The sequence below is a fragment of the Catenulispora sp. MAP12-49 genome, assembly GCF_041262705.1.
Lineage (GTDB): Bacteria > Actinomycetota > Actinomycetes > Streptomycetales > Catenulisporaceae > Catenulispora.
Genome location: NZ_JBGCCP010000002.1, coordinates 428,837 through 442,476, shown reverse-complemented (window position 1 = coordinate 442,476; position 13,640 = coordinate 428,837). Strand labels below are relative to the sequence as shown.

Here is a 13,640-nt window from a genome sequence, read left to right as displayed (position 1 = left end):
TCTGATGGCTGACGTGAGTCGCAGGTACTTGCTACGTTTCCTCGGTAGTACGAGCCCCTCCGCAGCCGAGACCGGACCGCAGCCGGCCTTTGTCGCGAAGCAGGGCATCCGGTCGCGCCGCGTCGGCGCAACCGTCGTCACCTGGATTCGCTGCTTTCGGCGTCGGTCTTCGGCAGCCACGTCTCAGGGTCCGCATGTCCTCACGGCACCGTCGCGGGTTCCGCACGGTACCGGGCCGACGTGTGCCCGAGTGTGGCCGCGATGTCAAGAGCTGCTCAAGATCCTGACTGCGGTTGCCTGCGGGCCGCTGCTGCCCGAACCGGCGTATCAGCGTCATGCCACCTTCACGTACACGTAGAACAAGGGAGTTCTCATGCACCACGCAAAGACCGCCGGCATAGCCGCGGCGTTCACAGCGGCGGCGGCCCTCACCGCCGTCGCGGCCTCGCCGGCGTCGGCCGCGCAGCCGGCCAAGGCCACGCGGCACCACCATTACGCGACCGGGCTGAACATCGCCCGGGCCCGGGCCGCCGAGCGGGCCGGCCTGACCGCGCAGGCGCACAGCCACCACCTGCTGACCGCGGCCTCGGCCGACGCCCCGGACAGCGCCAGCCTGGCCCAGTACGCGCTCTCCCCGGGCGACCAGGGGCAGGTCGGCTCGTGCGTGACCTGGGCCACCGGGTACAGCGCCTACGGGATCCTGATGAACGAGCAGGGCATCTCCGGGGCCCCGATGGCGCCGATGTTCATCTACGCCCAGATCGCCCAGGGCAACGACCAGGGCACCACCGGCGACGTCGCCCTGGGGATGGAGCAGCAGCAGGGCATCGACACCAAGGCCGACTACTCCCAGGGTGACTTCGACTACACCACCCAGCCGACCGACAGCGAGCGCGCCAACGCCGCGAACTACAAGCTCTCCGGCTACCAGACCCTGGCGGTCGGCGACGGGACGGAGGCGGCCATCAAGGACGCCATCTCCCAGGGCCTGCCGGTGTCGATCGGCTTCAACGTGCGCCAGAGCTTCATGGACCTGTCCGGCTCGGCCGCCTCGGACTACAGCTACACCCCCGGCGACGACAGCAGCGACCCCGTCGTCGGCGGCCACGAGGTGGCCGTGATCGCCTACACCGACCAGGGCGTCACCATCGAGAACAGCTGGGGTTCCGGCTGGGGCGACAACGGCTACGTCAACGTGCCGTGGAGCTTCTTCACGACCGGCGACGTCGACGAGGTCTACGCGGTGGGCAAGCTCGTCCAGAACTGACGCACCACTGATCCTCTACGGCCGACTCTCGACAGGCGCCGGCAGTATCAGGACCAGACTGTAGACACGGGACGAGTGGCTGCACTCCGCCACCGGCCATCGACTCCCGGACGGCCGGGGCCATCTCTTCGATGGTCCCGGCTCGTTGCCGCGGCGCCTAGAAGTACTCGGGGAACTCTCGCGCCAGTGCCTCGCGGATGCGGGCGCGGACCGATAGCGCCGGGTCCGGACGATTGAAGGTTTGGCCGGTCACCCGCTCAATGAGCGCGATGTACTTGTCGCTGAATTCGATGATGGTGTCGTCCGGGATCGGCGGGATCGGCTCGGTGTAGGGATCGCATTGGCTGGTGATCCAGAGCCGAAGGAACTCCTTGTCCAAGCTTTCCGGCTCCTCGCCGGCCGCGAACCGTTCCTCGTAGGAGTCTGCGATCCAAAAGCGACTGGAGTCGGGGGTGTGGATCTCGTCGGCGACGACCACGACCCCGTTCTCGTCGAGGCCGAACTCGTACTTGGTGTCCACCAGGATCAGGCCCTTCTCCGCTGCGACCTGCTGACCGCGGGCGAACAGCGCCAGGCTCTTCCGGGCCATCTCGTGCCACTGCTCGGTCGTGACGAGCTGGGTGCTGAGGATCTCGGCCTCGGTGGTCGGCACGTCGTGACCGCCCTGGGCCGACTTCGTCGTCGGTGTGATGACCGGCTCGGGCAGGGGTTGGTTCTTCTTCATCCCCTCGGGAAAGCGGTGACCGTAGAGCACTCGCTCGCCGCGGGCGTACATCGGCCAGGGGCTGGTGTTGGTGGATCCGGTGAGATAGCCGCGTACGACCATCTCCAGAGGCAACATGTCGAGGTCCTTTACCAGGACCACGTTGGGGTCGGGGTAGGAGAGCACGTGGTTGGGGCACACGTCCGCGGTGACGTCGAACCAGTACCGCGCGGTCTGGGTGAGCACCTGGCCCTTGTGCGGGACGGCGGCCAGGACGTGGTCGAACGCGGACTGCCGGTCGGTCGATATCAGCAGCCGGCGCCGGTCGGGCAACTGGTAGGCATCGCGCACCTTGTTGGAAGAGAACCCGGGCACGCCCTCGAACTCGGCATCGGTCAAGCAGTGGGCGATCATACGGGCCTTGTCGGTCGAGTCTGCCATCGGGCTGCCTTCGGGTAAGCGGTCAGTCGGTCCGTCGATCATGCTACTGACGCTCTCGGGTGGAAGGCAGGCTGCTCCTCGGCTGCTCCCTCCTACCAAGCACACTCCGTCAGCCCGGATTCGAGCGAGTCCTCCAGCACGGCCGGCCGCGACGGCCAGCCTGCGCGGTGCCAGTACGCGATGCGCCAGGCCAGGCGGCGGGGCCAGATGGCGGTGGTCGGCAGGGCCGCGATGTCGATCCAGGTCAGGACTTCGCCGGGATACAGGTCCAGGCTCTCGGCCGGCGAGGTCGTGCCGGTGGCCTCCACCAGGAAGTAGTGCTCGTGTCTGCCGCGGTTGTAGACCGTGGCCAGTTTCCGCTGGACGGTTCCGCGCAGGCCGGTCTCCTCGTGCAGCTCGCGGATCGCGGCTTCCTCGGGGGTCTCGCCCTGCTCGACTCCGCCGCCGGGCATGAAGTGTCCGCCCTTCTGCGGTGCGTAGGCGATGGCGAGCATCCGGCCGTCCCGGATGACGACCGCCGCGCCGCGGTCCCTGGCCGAGGGTCTGTCGGCCGGCTCGTCGTGTTCCACGTATTCGGGCAGGACGGTCCCCGAGGACCACGAGCGGAGGACCTGCGCCGCGGAGCCGCTCGGGTGCAGTTCGGCGTGAACGGCCTGCTCGCGGCTGAGCCAGACGTCTGGCTCCTCGTGCTCGGCCGGCAGCGAGTACCACGTTCCCCGTGTCGCTTCCGGGCCACTGTGTTCGACCAGTCCGATACCCCGAGTGTTGATATGCACCCGCAGCAAGCGCTCTCCCGTCATGGGTGGGACGCTCGCAGACCGGCGGCGGGCCGGCAACCTGCTTGCGCTCACCCGGCGGGGGCCAGCAAGCTGTCAGCGTGAGCGACGAAGATCAAAACCAGCCCGTGGACATGAAGGCCTCGCACTCCGACCGCGACCAGGTCGTCGACATCCTCCGGGACGCCTCGGCCGACGGCCGGCTGACCGGCGAGGAGCTGGACGAGCGGGTGGGGGCGGCGTTGAGTGCGCGCACGGTGGGGGAGCTGGCGGACCTGACCCGCGACCTGCCGGTCCCGGCCGTGGAGACGCTGCCGGCCACGACCACGGCCGATGTGGTGGTGGCCGACCAGCGTTTCGGGACCCTGCAGCGGGTCGGGGTGTGGCATGTGCCGCGCCGGTTCGAGATCAAGATGGTCGGTGGCGACGTGCGGCTGGACTTCACCGAGGCGGTTTCCGAGCACGGTGAGCTGGAGCTGCACGTCGAGGTCGGGTTCGGCGGCGACCTGGTGCTGATCACCAAGCCCGGGGTGTCGGTGGAGACCGAGGGCGTGAAGGTGCGCATGGGCGACATCAAGATCCGCACGCCGCGCTCGGACGCGAACGCGCCGGTGACGCTGCGGGTGAAGGTGTCCGGGCGGGTCAGCGGGGACGTCATCGTCCGCTACCCGCGGCGCACGCTGGGGCAGTGGGTGCGGGGCGAGAGCTCGCTGTAAGCGCGGAATTTCGGCGAACAGGCGGGACCGGCCCGAAGCGGCGATCCTGGAAGGAAACCAGCGTCGCGCAAGGAAGGGAAGGTGGTCGGTGTGGCGACCTTCATGGATGTGCACAAGGGATTCGTCGGCGTGACCGGCGACCAGCTCAAGGAGGCGCACGCCGCCGACCTCGCCATCGAGGCCGACGAGGGCGTGCACTTCGAGAAGGCCTGGCTCGACCCCGAGTCCGGCATGGTCTTCTGCCTGTCCACCGGGCCGAGCAAGGAGGCCGTGATGCGCGTCCACGAGCGCGCCGGCCATCCGGCCAACGAGGTCTACGAGGTACCGATCACGGCGTGAGCCGCGGGGCTGCGGCGGCTGCTCAGGCCGCCGCGGCGTCCTCGTTCTCGTTCTCGTTCTCGTTCTCGCCCTCGTTATCGGGCTGGTACACCGCGAACACGGCCCCCTGGGGATCCCGTAGCGTCGCGAAATATCCCGTCCCGGGCAGGTGGAACGCTCCGGACGTCGTGTGCGCGCCCAAAGCGGCCGCCCGCGCGACTGTCGCCGCCGCGTCCGCTGTCTTGAAGTGCACCAGCCACTGCGTCGGCACGTCCTCCGGCGCGCCCATCGCGTTCAGGTCGCGGATGCCGCCGAACACGCGGTCGCCCGCGCTCAGATGCGGGTAGTCGTCGCTGCTGACGGACCAGCCGAGCAGCGCCTGGTAGAAGGCGGTGGCGGTGGGGACGTCGCGGGTCGCCAGCTCCGCCCAGCACGCCGCTCCGGGCTCGTCCCACAGGCCGAAGCCCTGGAAGGTGCGCGGCTGCCAGACCGTGAACATCGCGCCGCCGGGTTCGCGCAGGACGGCGAAGCGGCCGTTGTCGAAGATGTCCATCGGCGCCATCAGGACGGCGCCGCCCTCCTCGGCGGCCCGGGACGCGGTGGCGTCGGCGTCCAGGACGGCGAAGGAGACGGTCCACGCGACGGGCTGCCCCGGGGCGTACAGCGGCGACATCGCGGCGACGGGCAGGTCCTGCGAAGACGCCGTGGTGTAGCCGCCGGCCTCGGCTCGGGGGTCGGTGGTGATCGTCCAGTCGAACAGGGCGCTGTAGAACTCGCCGGCCGTCGGGACGTCCGCGGCACCCAGCTCCACCCAGCAGGGTGCGCCGATGGCCGCTTCGGTCGGCTTCATGGGGTCTCCTCATCAGGGTCCTGTGGAACGGCGAAGGCGTGCTTCGCGCTCCGGTCGGGCCCTACGTTTCCAGGTCGCACAAACAGCGCGAACCCAATCGCAAGGGTCTTCATCCGTTCAGCGCAAGCGATTCGTGTCTCCGGCTCCTGATCGCTCAGAGTAGGCGCGTCTTCGGCAACCTCGGGCGGACGGATAGGGACCTTGGCCACACGGTTCTCGGCAACGACGGCGGCGATCGGCCTGGTCGGCGGGGTGCTCGCGGCCTCGTCGGCGGGTGCGGTCGCGGCGGCGGCGCGCCCCGGCTCCCGGCCCGCGCCCGGCCTCGCGGTGGGGCTGACCGCGGGGCTCCCGGCCGGTGCGGCGGTCCCGGCGGCGCCGGCCGGGCCCGGTGCCGGAGCCGGAGCCGTCCCGTTCTCCGTCGCCGATCCGGACACGGCGCCGCGCCCGGTGGTGACGGTCGCGATCGGCGGCGTGCCGCTGCTGTTGCTGCTGGACACCGGCTCCACCGGAATCCGGGTGGCCGCCGACAAGATCCCCTCCCGCGCGGTCGCGGTCACCGGCGCGGCGGCGGCCTACGGCTACGGCAGCGGCATCGAGCTGCACGGCGACCAGGCCGACGCCGACGTGGCGATCGGCGACTACCACACCGGCCCGCTGCCGATCGAGCTGGTCCGCTCCACCGACTGCTTCGCGGACAAGCCGGACTGCCCCGCCGCGCACGGGGTCAAGCCGGCCATGTTCGGCGGCGTGCTCGACGGGATCATGGGCGTCAGCCCGGAGGAGATCTCCGGGCTGGTGAATCCCTTGTGGGCGCTGCACGACGCGGCCGGTGCGCACATCGGGCGGCAGTTCGCGGTCCGGTACGACCCGGAGCTGGTCAGCGGCGAGGTGCTGCTGAACGTCCCGGCCGCCGGGTACGGCCTGGCGCAGCTGCCCCGGACGCCGGGGAGCGGCACCCGGCACTCGGGGGCGAACAGCGGTTACGACGCACGTGCTTATGTGAGTTCTTACATGGGCTCCTATGCTGCTCGGGCGAGCGTCGGTGTGCCGGTTACGGCGACTACGGCAACTACTGCGGCCACGGCGGCTCTGGCGATTCCGCCGTCCTGGAACCCGCGCGAGGTGCACACCTGCGTCGAGGGCGCCGGGCTGCGCAAGAGCTGCGGCCCGGCGATGTTCGACACCGGCACGCCGGAGTTCGCGCTCAACGTCCCCGGCGGCCCGGCCGGCGCCTGGCGCGCCGGGCGCTCGCTGGTCGTCGGCGTCCCGGCGGCCGGCTGGACGGCGGTGTACAGCACGGGCCCGGGGACCGGCGTCACCGTGGCCGACGCGCCATCGACCGCGACTTCCGGGACCCTGATCGGGCTGCCGGCGTTCGCCAAGGGGCCCATCCGCTTCGACCTGGAGGCCGGGACCGTTGGCTTCCCGGTGCCCGCCGCCTCGCAGCCGCAGCAGCGGGCGCCGGCCCCGGCCGACCAGCCTGCGACGGCTGCGACGGCTGCGACAACACCGAAGTCGCAGCCCTCTGCGACGACGTCGCCGAAGCCCGCGCCCAAGCCCGCACCGAAGCCCGCGCCCAAGCACGCCTCACCCAAGAAGCTCCACCCGCGCCTTCCCTTCCTCCACCCCAGCAAGAAGGCGCGCAGCCTTCCCGACACCGGAGTCCCCATGTCAGCAGCCCTCGGCGCGGTCACCGCACTGACCGCCCTGCTCGCCGGGATCGGCACCGTGCTGGCGGCCCGCCGCCCCGCTGATCACGAGTCCTGAGTCAGTCGTCGGCCGCCGGTAACCGCTCGGCCTCCGGCCGGCCGACGCCGTGGTGTCCGGGATCGGGGCGGCAGCCGAACAGCGACCACTTGTGGCCGTCGCAAAGGTCGTACTTCGGGATGTGCGCGGTCGCGGCGACGGCCGTGGCCGGCGCGAAGGACAGGACCACAGCCACCGCTGCGGCCAGGCGCGCGACGCTTCGGGGATTGATGAGTGCTTCCATGCGATCCAGGGTCCCGATCCGGCCGCGTCTATGCCGCATCCGTTGCTCCGAATGGGTAGTCCGCGGGAATGATCACATGAGCGCGGTCGTTTCCCGCTGAGAACCATTGTTCGTCGATCAGGAGGGGTGCGGGATGCGGATTCTCGTTGTCGGAGCCGGCGCGACCGGAGGGTACTTCGGAGGCCGACTGGTCCAGGCCGGACGGGATGTGACCTTCCTGGTCCGCGAGGGGCGGGCCCGCACGCTGCGCGAGCGCGGCCTGCGCATCGTCGGGCTCGGCGAACAGACCGTGCTGGAGCCCGAGCTGGTCACCGCCGACGCCATCGAGGGTCCCTATGACCTGGTGCTGCTCACGGTCAAGGAATCCGGCCTGACCGGCGCGGTGGACGACCTGGCGCCCGCGGTCGGCCCGGACACGCTGATCGTGCCGGTGCTCAACGGGATGCGGCAGATCGACGTGCTGGTCGAGCGCTTCGGCGAGCGGGCCGTGCTCGGCGGCATCGCCTACGTGATGACCACCATCGACGCCGACGGCGACATCCTGCGCCTGGCCGGCATGCACCGCCTGACCTACGGCCGCCGCGACGGCAGCGTCGACGACAAGGTGCGGGCCGTGCACGCCGCGCTGTCCGACGCCGGGTTCGACACCGCGCTGTCCGAGCGGATCCTGTCGGCGATGTGGTCGAAGTGGACGTTCATCGCCTCGCTCGGGGCGGTCTGCGTGCTCGGCGGCGGCACGGTCGGCGAGGTGGCCGGCGTCCCCGGCGGCACGGCGCTGGCCGACACCGTGCTGGCCGAGGCCGCCTCGGTCGCGGCGGCGGCCGGGCACCCGGTCCCGGAGAAGGAACTCGCCGCCTACGCCGGCATGCTGACGGCGCAGGGCAGCGACGACACCTCGTCCCTGTTCCGCGACCTGTCCGCGGGCCTGCCGGTCGAGGCCGAGCAGATCTTCGGCGACCTGGTGGCGCGGGCCGAGGCGCTGGGGGTGGCCGTGCCCTCGCTGGCGGCGGCGACGATTCGGCTGCGGGTGCACAACGCGCGGGCCGCCAAGGCGTAGGGCTCGCTTCGCTCCTTCACCGACCGCTCCTTCACTGACCGCCCTTCACCGGCCGCTCCTTCACCGGCCCGATCCGTTAGCCTCCTGACATCAAGGCGGAGGGGGCTGCGATGGTGGGGATGGTCGGTGGCCGGGGGCGGCGCGCGGCCGGGGTGCTGATCCCGGCGGCGGTGTGCGTCGCGGCGTTCGGCTACGGGCTGCCCAAGCTCGCGCCGTACCACGGCGTGCTGGGCACGCTGCGGGCGCTGACCTCGGGATGGGCGGTCCTGGTCCTGGCGGCCGCCGCGCTGAACCTGCTCGCGAACTGGCTGTTCATCGCCGCGGCGATCCCCGGCCTGCCGCTGCGCCGGGCGGCGGCGGTGAACCTGGCCTCGACCGCCGTGGCGAACACCGTCCCGGCCGGCGGCGCGGTGTCGGTCGGCGTGAGCTGGCGGATGCTGTCCAACTGGGGCCTGAGCCGGCGCTCGTTCGCGGTCTACACCGGGGTCACCGGCGTGTGGAGCACGCTGGCCAAGCTGGCCACGCCCTCCGCGGTGGTGCTGGTCCTGGCCGCGACCGGACGGCTGACGTCCGGCGACGGCGCCGTGGCGACACTGTGCGGCGGCGCCGCGATCTGCGCCGGCGCGTTCGTTGCCGGGGTGCTGGTGGTGCGGCGCTCGCTGCGCGACGAGCGCGCGGCGCGCGCCGTGGGACGCGAGGCGCAGCGGTGGGCCGACCGGCTGTTCCGGCTGGCCAGGCGCACGGCCCCGACCACGATCGCCGCGGCCGTGGTGCGCTTCCGCGACGACGCGGTGGAGCTGCTGCGGGTGCGCAGCCGGCGGCTGACCTTGGCCAGCATCGGCAACGACCTGGGCTGGCTGCTGGTGTTCCAGACCTGCCTGCTGGCCTGCGGGGTGCCGCAGTCGCAGGTGCCCTGGAGCCGCTGCCTGGCGGGCTTCGCGCTGGCCCGCGTGCTGTCGGCCGTGCCGGTGACGCCCGGCGGGGTCGGCGTGATCGAGCTGGGCCTGACCGCCTACCTGGGCGCCGGGCTCGACGCCGCCGGGGCGACGCGGGTCACGGCGGCGGTGCTGCTGGCGCGGGCGCTGACGTACGCGCTGCCGATTCTGTTGGGGCCGCTGGCTTATGCGGGGTGGCGGCTGCGGCGGCCGGCTCAGAGTGCTGAGACGACCGCCGCCGAGGGCTAGGCGGGATAGGGCCGAAACCGCGGTGGCGGGGTAGTGCGAGGCACGCCTGGCATGATGCGATCATGACTGATTCCTTGGACGTCCCACGCTTAAGTGCTGGTGACGGTTTGTTGCTGCGCGCGTGGGAGCTTGACGATCTGCCTCTGGTCCGGGAGGCGTCAGACGACGACTACATCCCGTTGATCACCACTGTTCCTTCGCCGTACTCGCAGGCGGCCGGTGAGGCCTTCGTCCGGCGGCAGTGGGAGCGAGCCTCCAGCGGCACCGGATGTCCGTTCGTCATCGCGCGGGCAGAGGATGGGCGCCCGCTGGGAACGATTGGTCTGTGGTTGAAGGACCAAGGCCAGGGACGAGCATCAGTGGGGTATTGGCTCGCCGGATCGGCTCGGGGCCAAGGGGTTGCGGCCGAGGCGCTCCGGGCGGTCGCGTACTGGGCTCTCGGCGACCTGCGAATTCCCCGTCTTCAGCTGTACGTCGAGCCGTGGAATGCCGCCTCGTCGCGGACGGCCGAGCGGGTGGGCTTCCAGCGTGAGGGCTTGCTGCGCAGTTGGCAGCTGGTCGGCGAGGAGCGCCAGGACATGATCGGGTATTCGATGCTGGCCGCCGATCTGCCCCCGCAGGCCGCCGACGGAATGTCGGCGGCCTAAGGAGTCCTTCGGCGCGATCACACCACCGCCAGCGCCTCCCGCCGCCGCGCCCGCTGCGCCCGGGCCGCCGCCGGATCGACGATCGGCACCGCGTCCAGCAGCGTGCGGGTGTACTCGTGCTGCGGGTCGGCGAACAGGGTCGCGGCGTCGGCGAGTTCGACGATCCTGCCCGCGCGCATCACGGCCACGCGGTCGGCGACTTGACGGACCACGGCCAGGTCGTGCGCCACGAACACGACCGTGAGGCCGTACTCGCGCTGGACGTCCCGCAGCAGGTCCAGGATCACGGCCTGCGTCGAGACGTCCAGGGACGCGACCGGCTCGTCGCACACCAGCAGCCTCGGCCGCAGGGCCAGGGCGCGGGCGATGCCCACGCGCTGGCGCATGCCGCCGGAGAACTCGTGCGGGAAACGGTCGTAGGAGCCGGGGTCCAGGCCGACCTTGGCCATGAGGTCGGCGACGGCCGCGCGGATCTCGGAGTCGGAGGACCCGCCGGCCACGCGCAGCGGGTCGGCGATGGTCTCGCCGACCGAGCGGCGCGGGTTCAGCGAGGACAGCGGGTCCTGGAAGACCATCTGCAGATCGCGTCGCAGGGGACGGAGATTGCGCTCCGCCAGGGCCGAGATATCGGTCCCGCCGAAGACCACGCGGCCCGCCGAGGGCTCCAGCAGGCGCACCAGCATGCGCGCCAGCGTGGTCTTGCCGCTCCCGCTCTCGCCGACCAGGCCGAGGGTCTCGCCGGCGCGCAACTCCAGGCTGACGCCGTCGACCGCGCGGACCGGTTCGCTGCCGCGGCCGAGGATGGCGCCGCCACGGCGGTAGTGCTTGGCGACGTCCTCGATGCGGACCAGGACTTCGGGGACTTCGGGGACTTCGGGCTCTGATCCGGTCTGAATCCGAATCCGCTCCGGCAGCGGCGAATCCAGCCGCGGCATCGCCGCCAGCAGCCCCTGCGTATAAGCATCCTGCGGATCCAGCAGCACCTGCTCGGCCGTCCCGCTCTCGACCGCGACGCCCTCGTGCATCACCACCACCTCGTCGGCGGTCCCGGCGACCACCCCGAGGTCGTGGCTGATCAGCACCAGCGCCATCCCGGTCTCGGCCCGCACCTCGTCGAGCAGGTCCAGGATCTGCGCCTGGACCGTCACGTCCAGCGCCGTCGTCGGCTCGTCCGCGACCAGCACGGCCGGGCGGCAGGCCAGGGCCATCGCGATCAGCGCGCGCTGCCGCATGCCGCCGGAGAACTCGTGCGGGTGCGCGCGGTAGCGCCGGCCGGCGTCCGGGATCCGCACCTGCTGCAGCACCTCGACGGTCCGGGCCCGGGCCTCGGCCCGGGAGGCCTTGGTGTGCAGGCGGTAGACCTCGGAGATCTGGTCGCCGATGGTGTGGAAGGGGTCCAGGGCGGTCAGCGGGTCCTGGAAGACCATCGCGATCTTCGAGGCGCGCAGCTTGCGGACCTCGGTGTCGGTGGCCGAGACCAGGTCCACGCCGTCGACCAGCACGCTGCCCGAGACCTTGGCCGGGGTGTTGCGGTGCAGCCCGAGCAACGACAGCGCGGTGGCGCTCTTGCCCGAGCCGGACTGGCCGACGATGCCCAGCGCCGAGCCGGCCGCGACCGAGAAGCTCAGGTCTCGGACCGCGTGCACCACACTGCCGCCGCGGACCGGGAAGTCGATGCTCAGGCCCTTGACCTCCAGCACCGGGTTCAGCACCGGGTTCGGGGCGGTCATGTCAGCTCCACTCGGGGGTCGATCGCCGCGTACAAGATGTCCGCGCCTGCGTTGGCCAGGACGTAGACCGCGCCGGCGGTGAGCGTGACGCCCACGATCACCGGCAGGTCGGTGCTGCCGACCGCGGACACCAGCGCCTGGCCGATGCCCGGCAGGCCGAACATGGTCTCGGTGAGGACCGCCGAGGTCATGATCGCGGCCAGGTCGATCGCGGCCATGGTGACCAGCGGGGTGAGCGCGCCGCGCAGCACGTGGCCGGTGATGACGCGCCGCTCGGGCAGGCCGTAGGCGCGCGCCGTGCGGACGTGGTCCTCGCCGAGCGTCTCCAGCGTCTGGGCCCGGGTCATGCGCGCGTAGGCCGCGGCCTGGATCAGGGCCAGGGCGATCCACGGCAGCAGCAGGTTCTGGGCCCAGCCGGCCGGGTCCTGGGTCAGCGGCACGTAGGTCGGGAACGGCAGCCACTGCAGGTCGGCGCAGAACACGATGAGCAGCACCAGCGCCACCAGGAACACCGGGGTGGCGTAGCCGACCAGCACCACGGCGTTCAGGCCGTGGTCCAGCCAGCGCCGCCGGCTCAGGACCGTGACCAGCCCGGCGCCGATGCCCAGCAGCAGCGACAGCGCCATCGCGCCGAGCGCGAGCGAGGCCGACACCGGCAGCGCGGAGCTCAGGATCGTGGTCACCGGCTGGTCGGTGGAGAACGAGTAGCCCAGGCACGGCGCGGGGCAGTGCGTGACGGTGGGCCCGGAGGAGTAATCGCGCCCGAGGAAGATGGCGTGCAGGAACGACAGGTACTGGTCGACCAGCGGCTTGTCCAGGCCCATCGAGGCCTTCACGACCGCCAGCCGGTCCGGGGTGCAGCCCTTGCCGCAGGCCAGCAGCGCCGGGTCGGAGGGGCCGGCGTAGAAGAGCCCGTAGACGATCGCCGACAGCGCCAGCAGCACCACCGCCGCGCCGATGATCCGGCGGAGCAAATAGCCGATCACGCCGCCACCTCCGTGTTGCGCGGGTCCAGGACCCGGCGGATCCCGTCGGCCAGCAGCGTGAACGCCAGCAGCGTCAGGAACAGCGCGCCGCCGGGGACGAGCACGTACATCACGTCCGGGCGGAACCAGGTGGTGCCGCCCGAGAGCATCTGGCCCCACGACGGCGTCGGCGGCCGGACCCCGACGCCCAGGAACGACAACCCGGCCTCGGCGATCATGTTGCCCGGCACCAGCAGCGCGGCGTAGGTCAGGATCGGGGTGACCAGCCCGGGCAGGATCTCGCGCCGGGCCACGCGCAGCGGCGCCGCGCCGGAGAGCTTGGCGGCGGCCACGTAGTCCCGGGTGCGCAGCGACAGCGTCTGGCCGCGGGCCAGCCGTGCGGTGGGGCCCCAGCCCAGCACCGCGATGACCACGGCCAGGATCAGCGGCCGCGGGACCGAGCCCGGCACGATGGCCATCAGACCGATCGCGAACAGCACCGAGGGGAAGGCCAGCGACAGGTCGGTCAGCCGGCTCAGCAACGCGTCGGTGGCCCGGCCGCCGAGCCCAGCGGCTATGCCGACCGAGACGCCGATCAGCACCTGCAGCGCGGTGGCGCCGAGCGCGACGCCCAGGGAGATCCGGGCGCCGTAGACGAGCCGGGCGAACAGGTCGCGCCCGGTCTGAGGCTCGACACCGAGCCAGTGGCTCGCGCTGATCCCGCCGAGCGAGCCCAGCGGGGTGCCGCCGCTGGCCGAGTCGACCAGCTCCGGGTGCAGGGAGGTGGTGTTCTGCCCCTCCAGCGCGGTCAGCAGCGGGGCGAACAACGCCACCAGGACCATCACGGCGATGATCGCCATGCCGGTCGCGGCGGCCTTGTCCTTGCGCAGGCGGCGCCACAGGGCGCCGCGCGTCCGGGGAACAGCAGACAGCGGCGACGACGGGTCCGAACCCGCCGCCGCCCCCGCCGCGTCGATGATCGCGGTCAACGCAGCA

14 protein-coding genes are annotated in these 13,640 nt (G+C 71.8%); 7 read left to right on the top strand and 7 right to left on the bottom strand.

Translation table 11 applies throughout. From position 1 onward, the window contains the following. The first annotated feature begins 373 nt into the window (after positions 1-373). The gene (locus ABIA35_RS06115; protein WP_370357192.1) at positions 374-1,267 is read left to right on the top strand and encodes a C1 family peptidase; all 894 of its coding nucleotides are present in this window, start codon (positions 374-376) and stop codon (positions 1,265-1,267) included. A 157-nt stretch (positions 1,268-1,424) separates the two neighbouring features. Here ABIA35_RS06115 and ABIA35_RS06110 read toward each other — a convergent pair whose 3' ends face one another. Both ABIA35_RS06110 and ABIA35_RS06105 read right to left on the bottom strand, forming a co-directional pair. Continuing rightward, a complete protein-coding gene (locus ABIA35_RS06110) occupies positions 1,425-2,411 on the bottom strand; it encodes a phosphoribosylaminoimidazolesuccinocarboxamide synthase (RefSeq protein ID WP_370357191.1) in 987 nt (328 codons plus the stop codon). Positions 2,412-2,503: 92 nt separating this feature from the next. Continuing rightward, a complete protein-coding gene (locus ABIA35_RS06105; RefSeq protein ID WP_370357190.1) occupies positions 2,504-3,211 on the bottom strand; it encodes an NUDIX domain-containing protein in 708 nt (235 codons plus the stop codon). A 77-nt stretch (positions 3,212-3,288) separates the two neighbouring features. Here ABIA35_RS06105 and ABIA35_RS06100 point away from each other — a divergent pair, with 77 nt between their 5' ends. Continuing rightward, entirely contained in the window at positions 3,289-3,903 is a 615-nt protein-coding gene (locus ABIA35_RS06100; RefSeq protein WP_370357189.1) for a DUF1707 domain-containing protein, read from the top strand. Between the two features lie 90 nt (positions 3,904-3,993). After that, complete coding sequence (locus ABIA35_RS06095; protein WP_370357188.1) at positions 3,994-4,242, top strand: SCO4226 family nickel-binding protein; 249 nt, start codon at positions 3,994-3,996, stop codon at positions 4,240-4,242. A 22-nt stretch (positions 4,243-4,264) separates the two neighbouring features. On the opposite strand, the gene ABIA35_RS06090 is transcribed toward ABIA35_RS06095, so the two are convergent. After that, positions 4,265-5,071 carry a VOC family protein gene (locus ABIA35_RS06090; protein WP_370357187.1) on the bottom strand — a complete coding sequence of 269 codons (807 nt, stop codon included), beginning with the start codon at positions 5,069-5,071 and terminating at the stop codon, positions 4,265-4,267. 201 nt (positions 5,072-5,272) lie between these two features. Between ABIA35_RS06090 and ABIA35_RS06085 the strand changes: the two genes are divergently transcribed. Beyond that, complete coding sequence (locus ABIA35_RS06085; RefSeq protein WP_370357186.1) at positions 5,273-6,838, top strand: hypothetical protein; 1,566 nt, start codon at positions 5,273-5,275, stop codon at positions 6,836-6,838. 1 nt (position 6,839) lies between these two features. Here ABIA35_RS06085 and ABIA35_RS06080 read toward each other — a convergent pair whose 3' ends face one another. After that, positions 6,840-7,061 carry a hypothetical protein gene (locus ABIA35_RS06080; RefSeq protein WP_370357185.1) on the bottom strand — a complete coding sequence of 74 codons (222 nt, stop codon included), beginning with the start codon at positions 7,059-7,061 and terminating at the stop codon, positions 6,840-6,842. A gap of 133 nt (positions 7,062-7,194) precedes the next feature. Here ABIA35_RS06080 and ABIA35_RS06075 point away from each other — a divergent pair, with 133 nt between their 5' ends. The 3 genes from ABIA35_RS06075 to ABIA35_RS06065 all read left to right on the top strand — a co-directional run bounded on the left by ABIA35_RS06075 (position 7,195) and on the right by ABIA35_RS06065 (position 9,949). After that, positions 7,195-8,118 (top strand): ketopantoate reductase family protein, encoded by a 924-nt coding sequence (locus ABIA35_RS06075; protein ID WP_370357184.1) that lies wholly within the window; start codon positions 7,195-7,197, stop codon positions 8,116-8,118. A gap of 110 nt (positions 8,119-8,228) precedes the next feature. Next, the gene (locus ABIA35_RS06070; RefSeq protein WP_370357183.1) at positions 8,229-9,302 is read left to right on the top strand and encodes a YbhN family protein; all 1,074 of its coding nucleotides are present in this window, start codon (positions 8,229-8,231) and stop codon (positions 9,300-9,302) included. Between the two features lie 62 nt (positions 9,303-9,364). Next, the gene (locus ABIA35_RS06065; RefSeq protein WP_370357182.1) at positions 9,365-9,949 is read left to right on the top strand and encodes a GNAT family N-acetyltransferase; all 585 of its coding nucleotides are present in this window, start codon (positions 9,365-9,367) and stop codon (positions 9,947-9,949) included. Between the two features lie 17 nt (positions 9,950-9,966). On the opposite strand, the gene ABIA35_RS06060 is transcribed toward ABIA35_RS06065, so the two are convergent. The 3 genes from ABIA35_RS06060 to ABIA35_RS06050 are packed head-to-tail and all read right to left on the bottom strand — an operon-like array spanning position 9,967 to position 13,624. Next, a complete protein-coding gene (locus tag ABIA35_RS06060; RefSeq protein ID WP_370357181.1) occupies positions 9,967-11,679 on the bottom strand; it encodes an ABC transporter ATP-binding protein in 1,713 nt (570 codons plus the stop codon). Further along, positions 11,676-12,665, bottom strand: a complete 990-nt coding sequence (locus tag ABIA35_RS06055) for an ABC transporter permease (RefSeq protein WP_370357180.1) — start codon at positions 12,663-12,665, stop codon at positions 11,676-11,678. Before ABIA35_RS06055 ends, ABIA35_RS06060 begins: the two co-directional genes overlap by 4 nt. After that, on the bottom strand, positions 12,662-13,624 hold the full coding sequence (locus tag ABIA35_RS06050; RefSeq protein ID WP_370357406.1) for an ABC transporter permease: 963 nt from the start codon (positions 13,622-13,624) through the stop codon (positions 12,662-12,664). Before ABIA35_RS06050 ends, ABIA35_RS06055 begins: the two co-directional genes overlap by 4 nt. Between the last annotated feature and the right edge of the window lie 16 nt (positions 13,625-13,640).

Bases quoted from the DNA above. Each gene is read 5' to 3' on its own strand.
- ABIA35_RS06115 (WP_370357192.1), top strand. From the start codon at position 374: ATGCACCACGCAAAGACCGCCGGCATAGCCGCGGCGTTCACAGCGGCG.
- ABIA35_RS06110 (WP_370357191.1), bottom strand. From the start codon at position 2,411: ATGGCAGACTCGACCGACAAGGCCCGTATGATCGCCCACTGCTTGACC.
- ABIA35_RS06105 (WP_370357190.1), bottom strand. From the start codon at position 3,211: ATGACGGGAGAGCGCTTGCTGCGGGTGCATATCAACACTCGGGGTATC.
- ABIA35_RS06090 (WP_370357187.1), bottom strand. From the start codon at position 5,071: ATGAAGCCGACCGAAGCGGCCATCGGCGCACCCTGCTGGGTGGAGCTG.
- ABIA35_RS06080 (WP_370357185.1), bottom strand. From the start codon at position 7,061: ATGGAAGCACTCATCAATCCCCGAAGCGTCGCGCGCCTGGCCGCAGCG.
- ABIA35_RS06075 (WP_370357184.1), top strand. From the start codon at position 7,195: ATGCGGATTCTCGTTGTCGGAGCCGGCGCGACCGGAGGGTACTTCGGA.
- ABIA35_RS06070 (WP_370357183.1), top strand. From the start codon at position 8,229: ATGGTGGGGATGGTCGGTGGCCGGGGGCGGCGCGCGGCCGGGGTGCTG.
- ABIA35_RS06065 (WP_370357182.1), top strand. From the start codon at position 9,365: ATGACTGATTCCTTGGACGTCCCACGCTTAAGTGCTGGTGACGGTTTG.
- ABIA35_RS06060 (WP_370357181.1), bottom strand. From the start codon at position 11,679: ATGACCGCCCCGAACCCGGTGCTGAACCCGGTGCTGGAGGTCAAGGGC.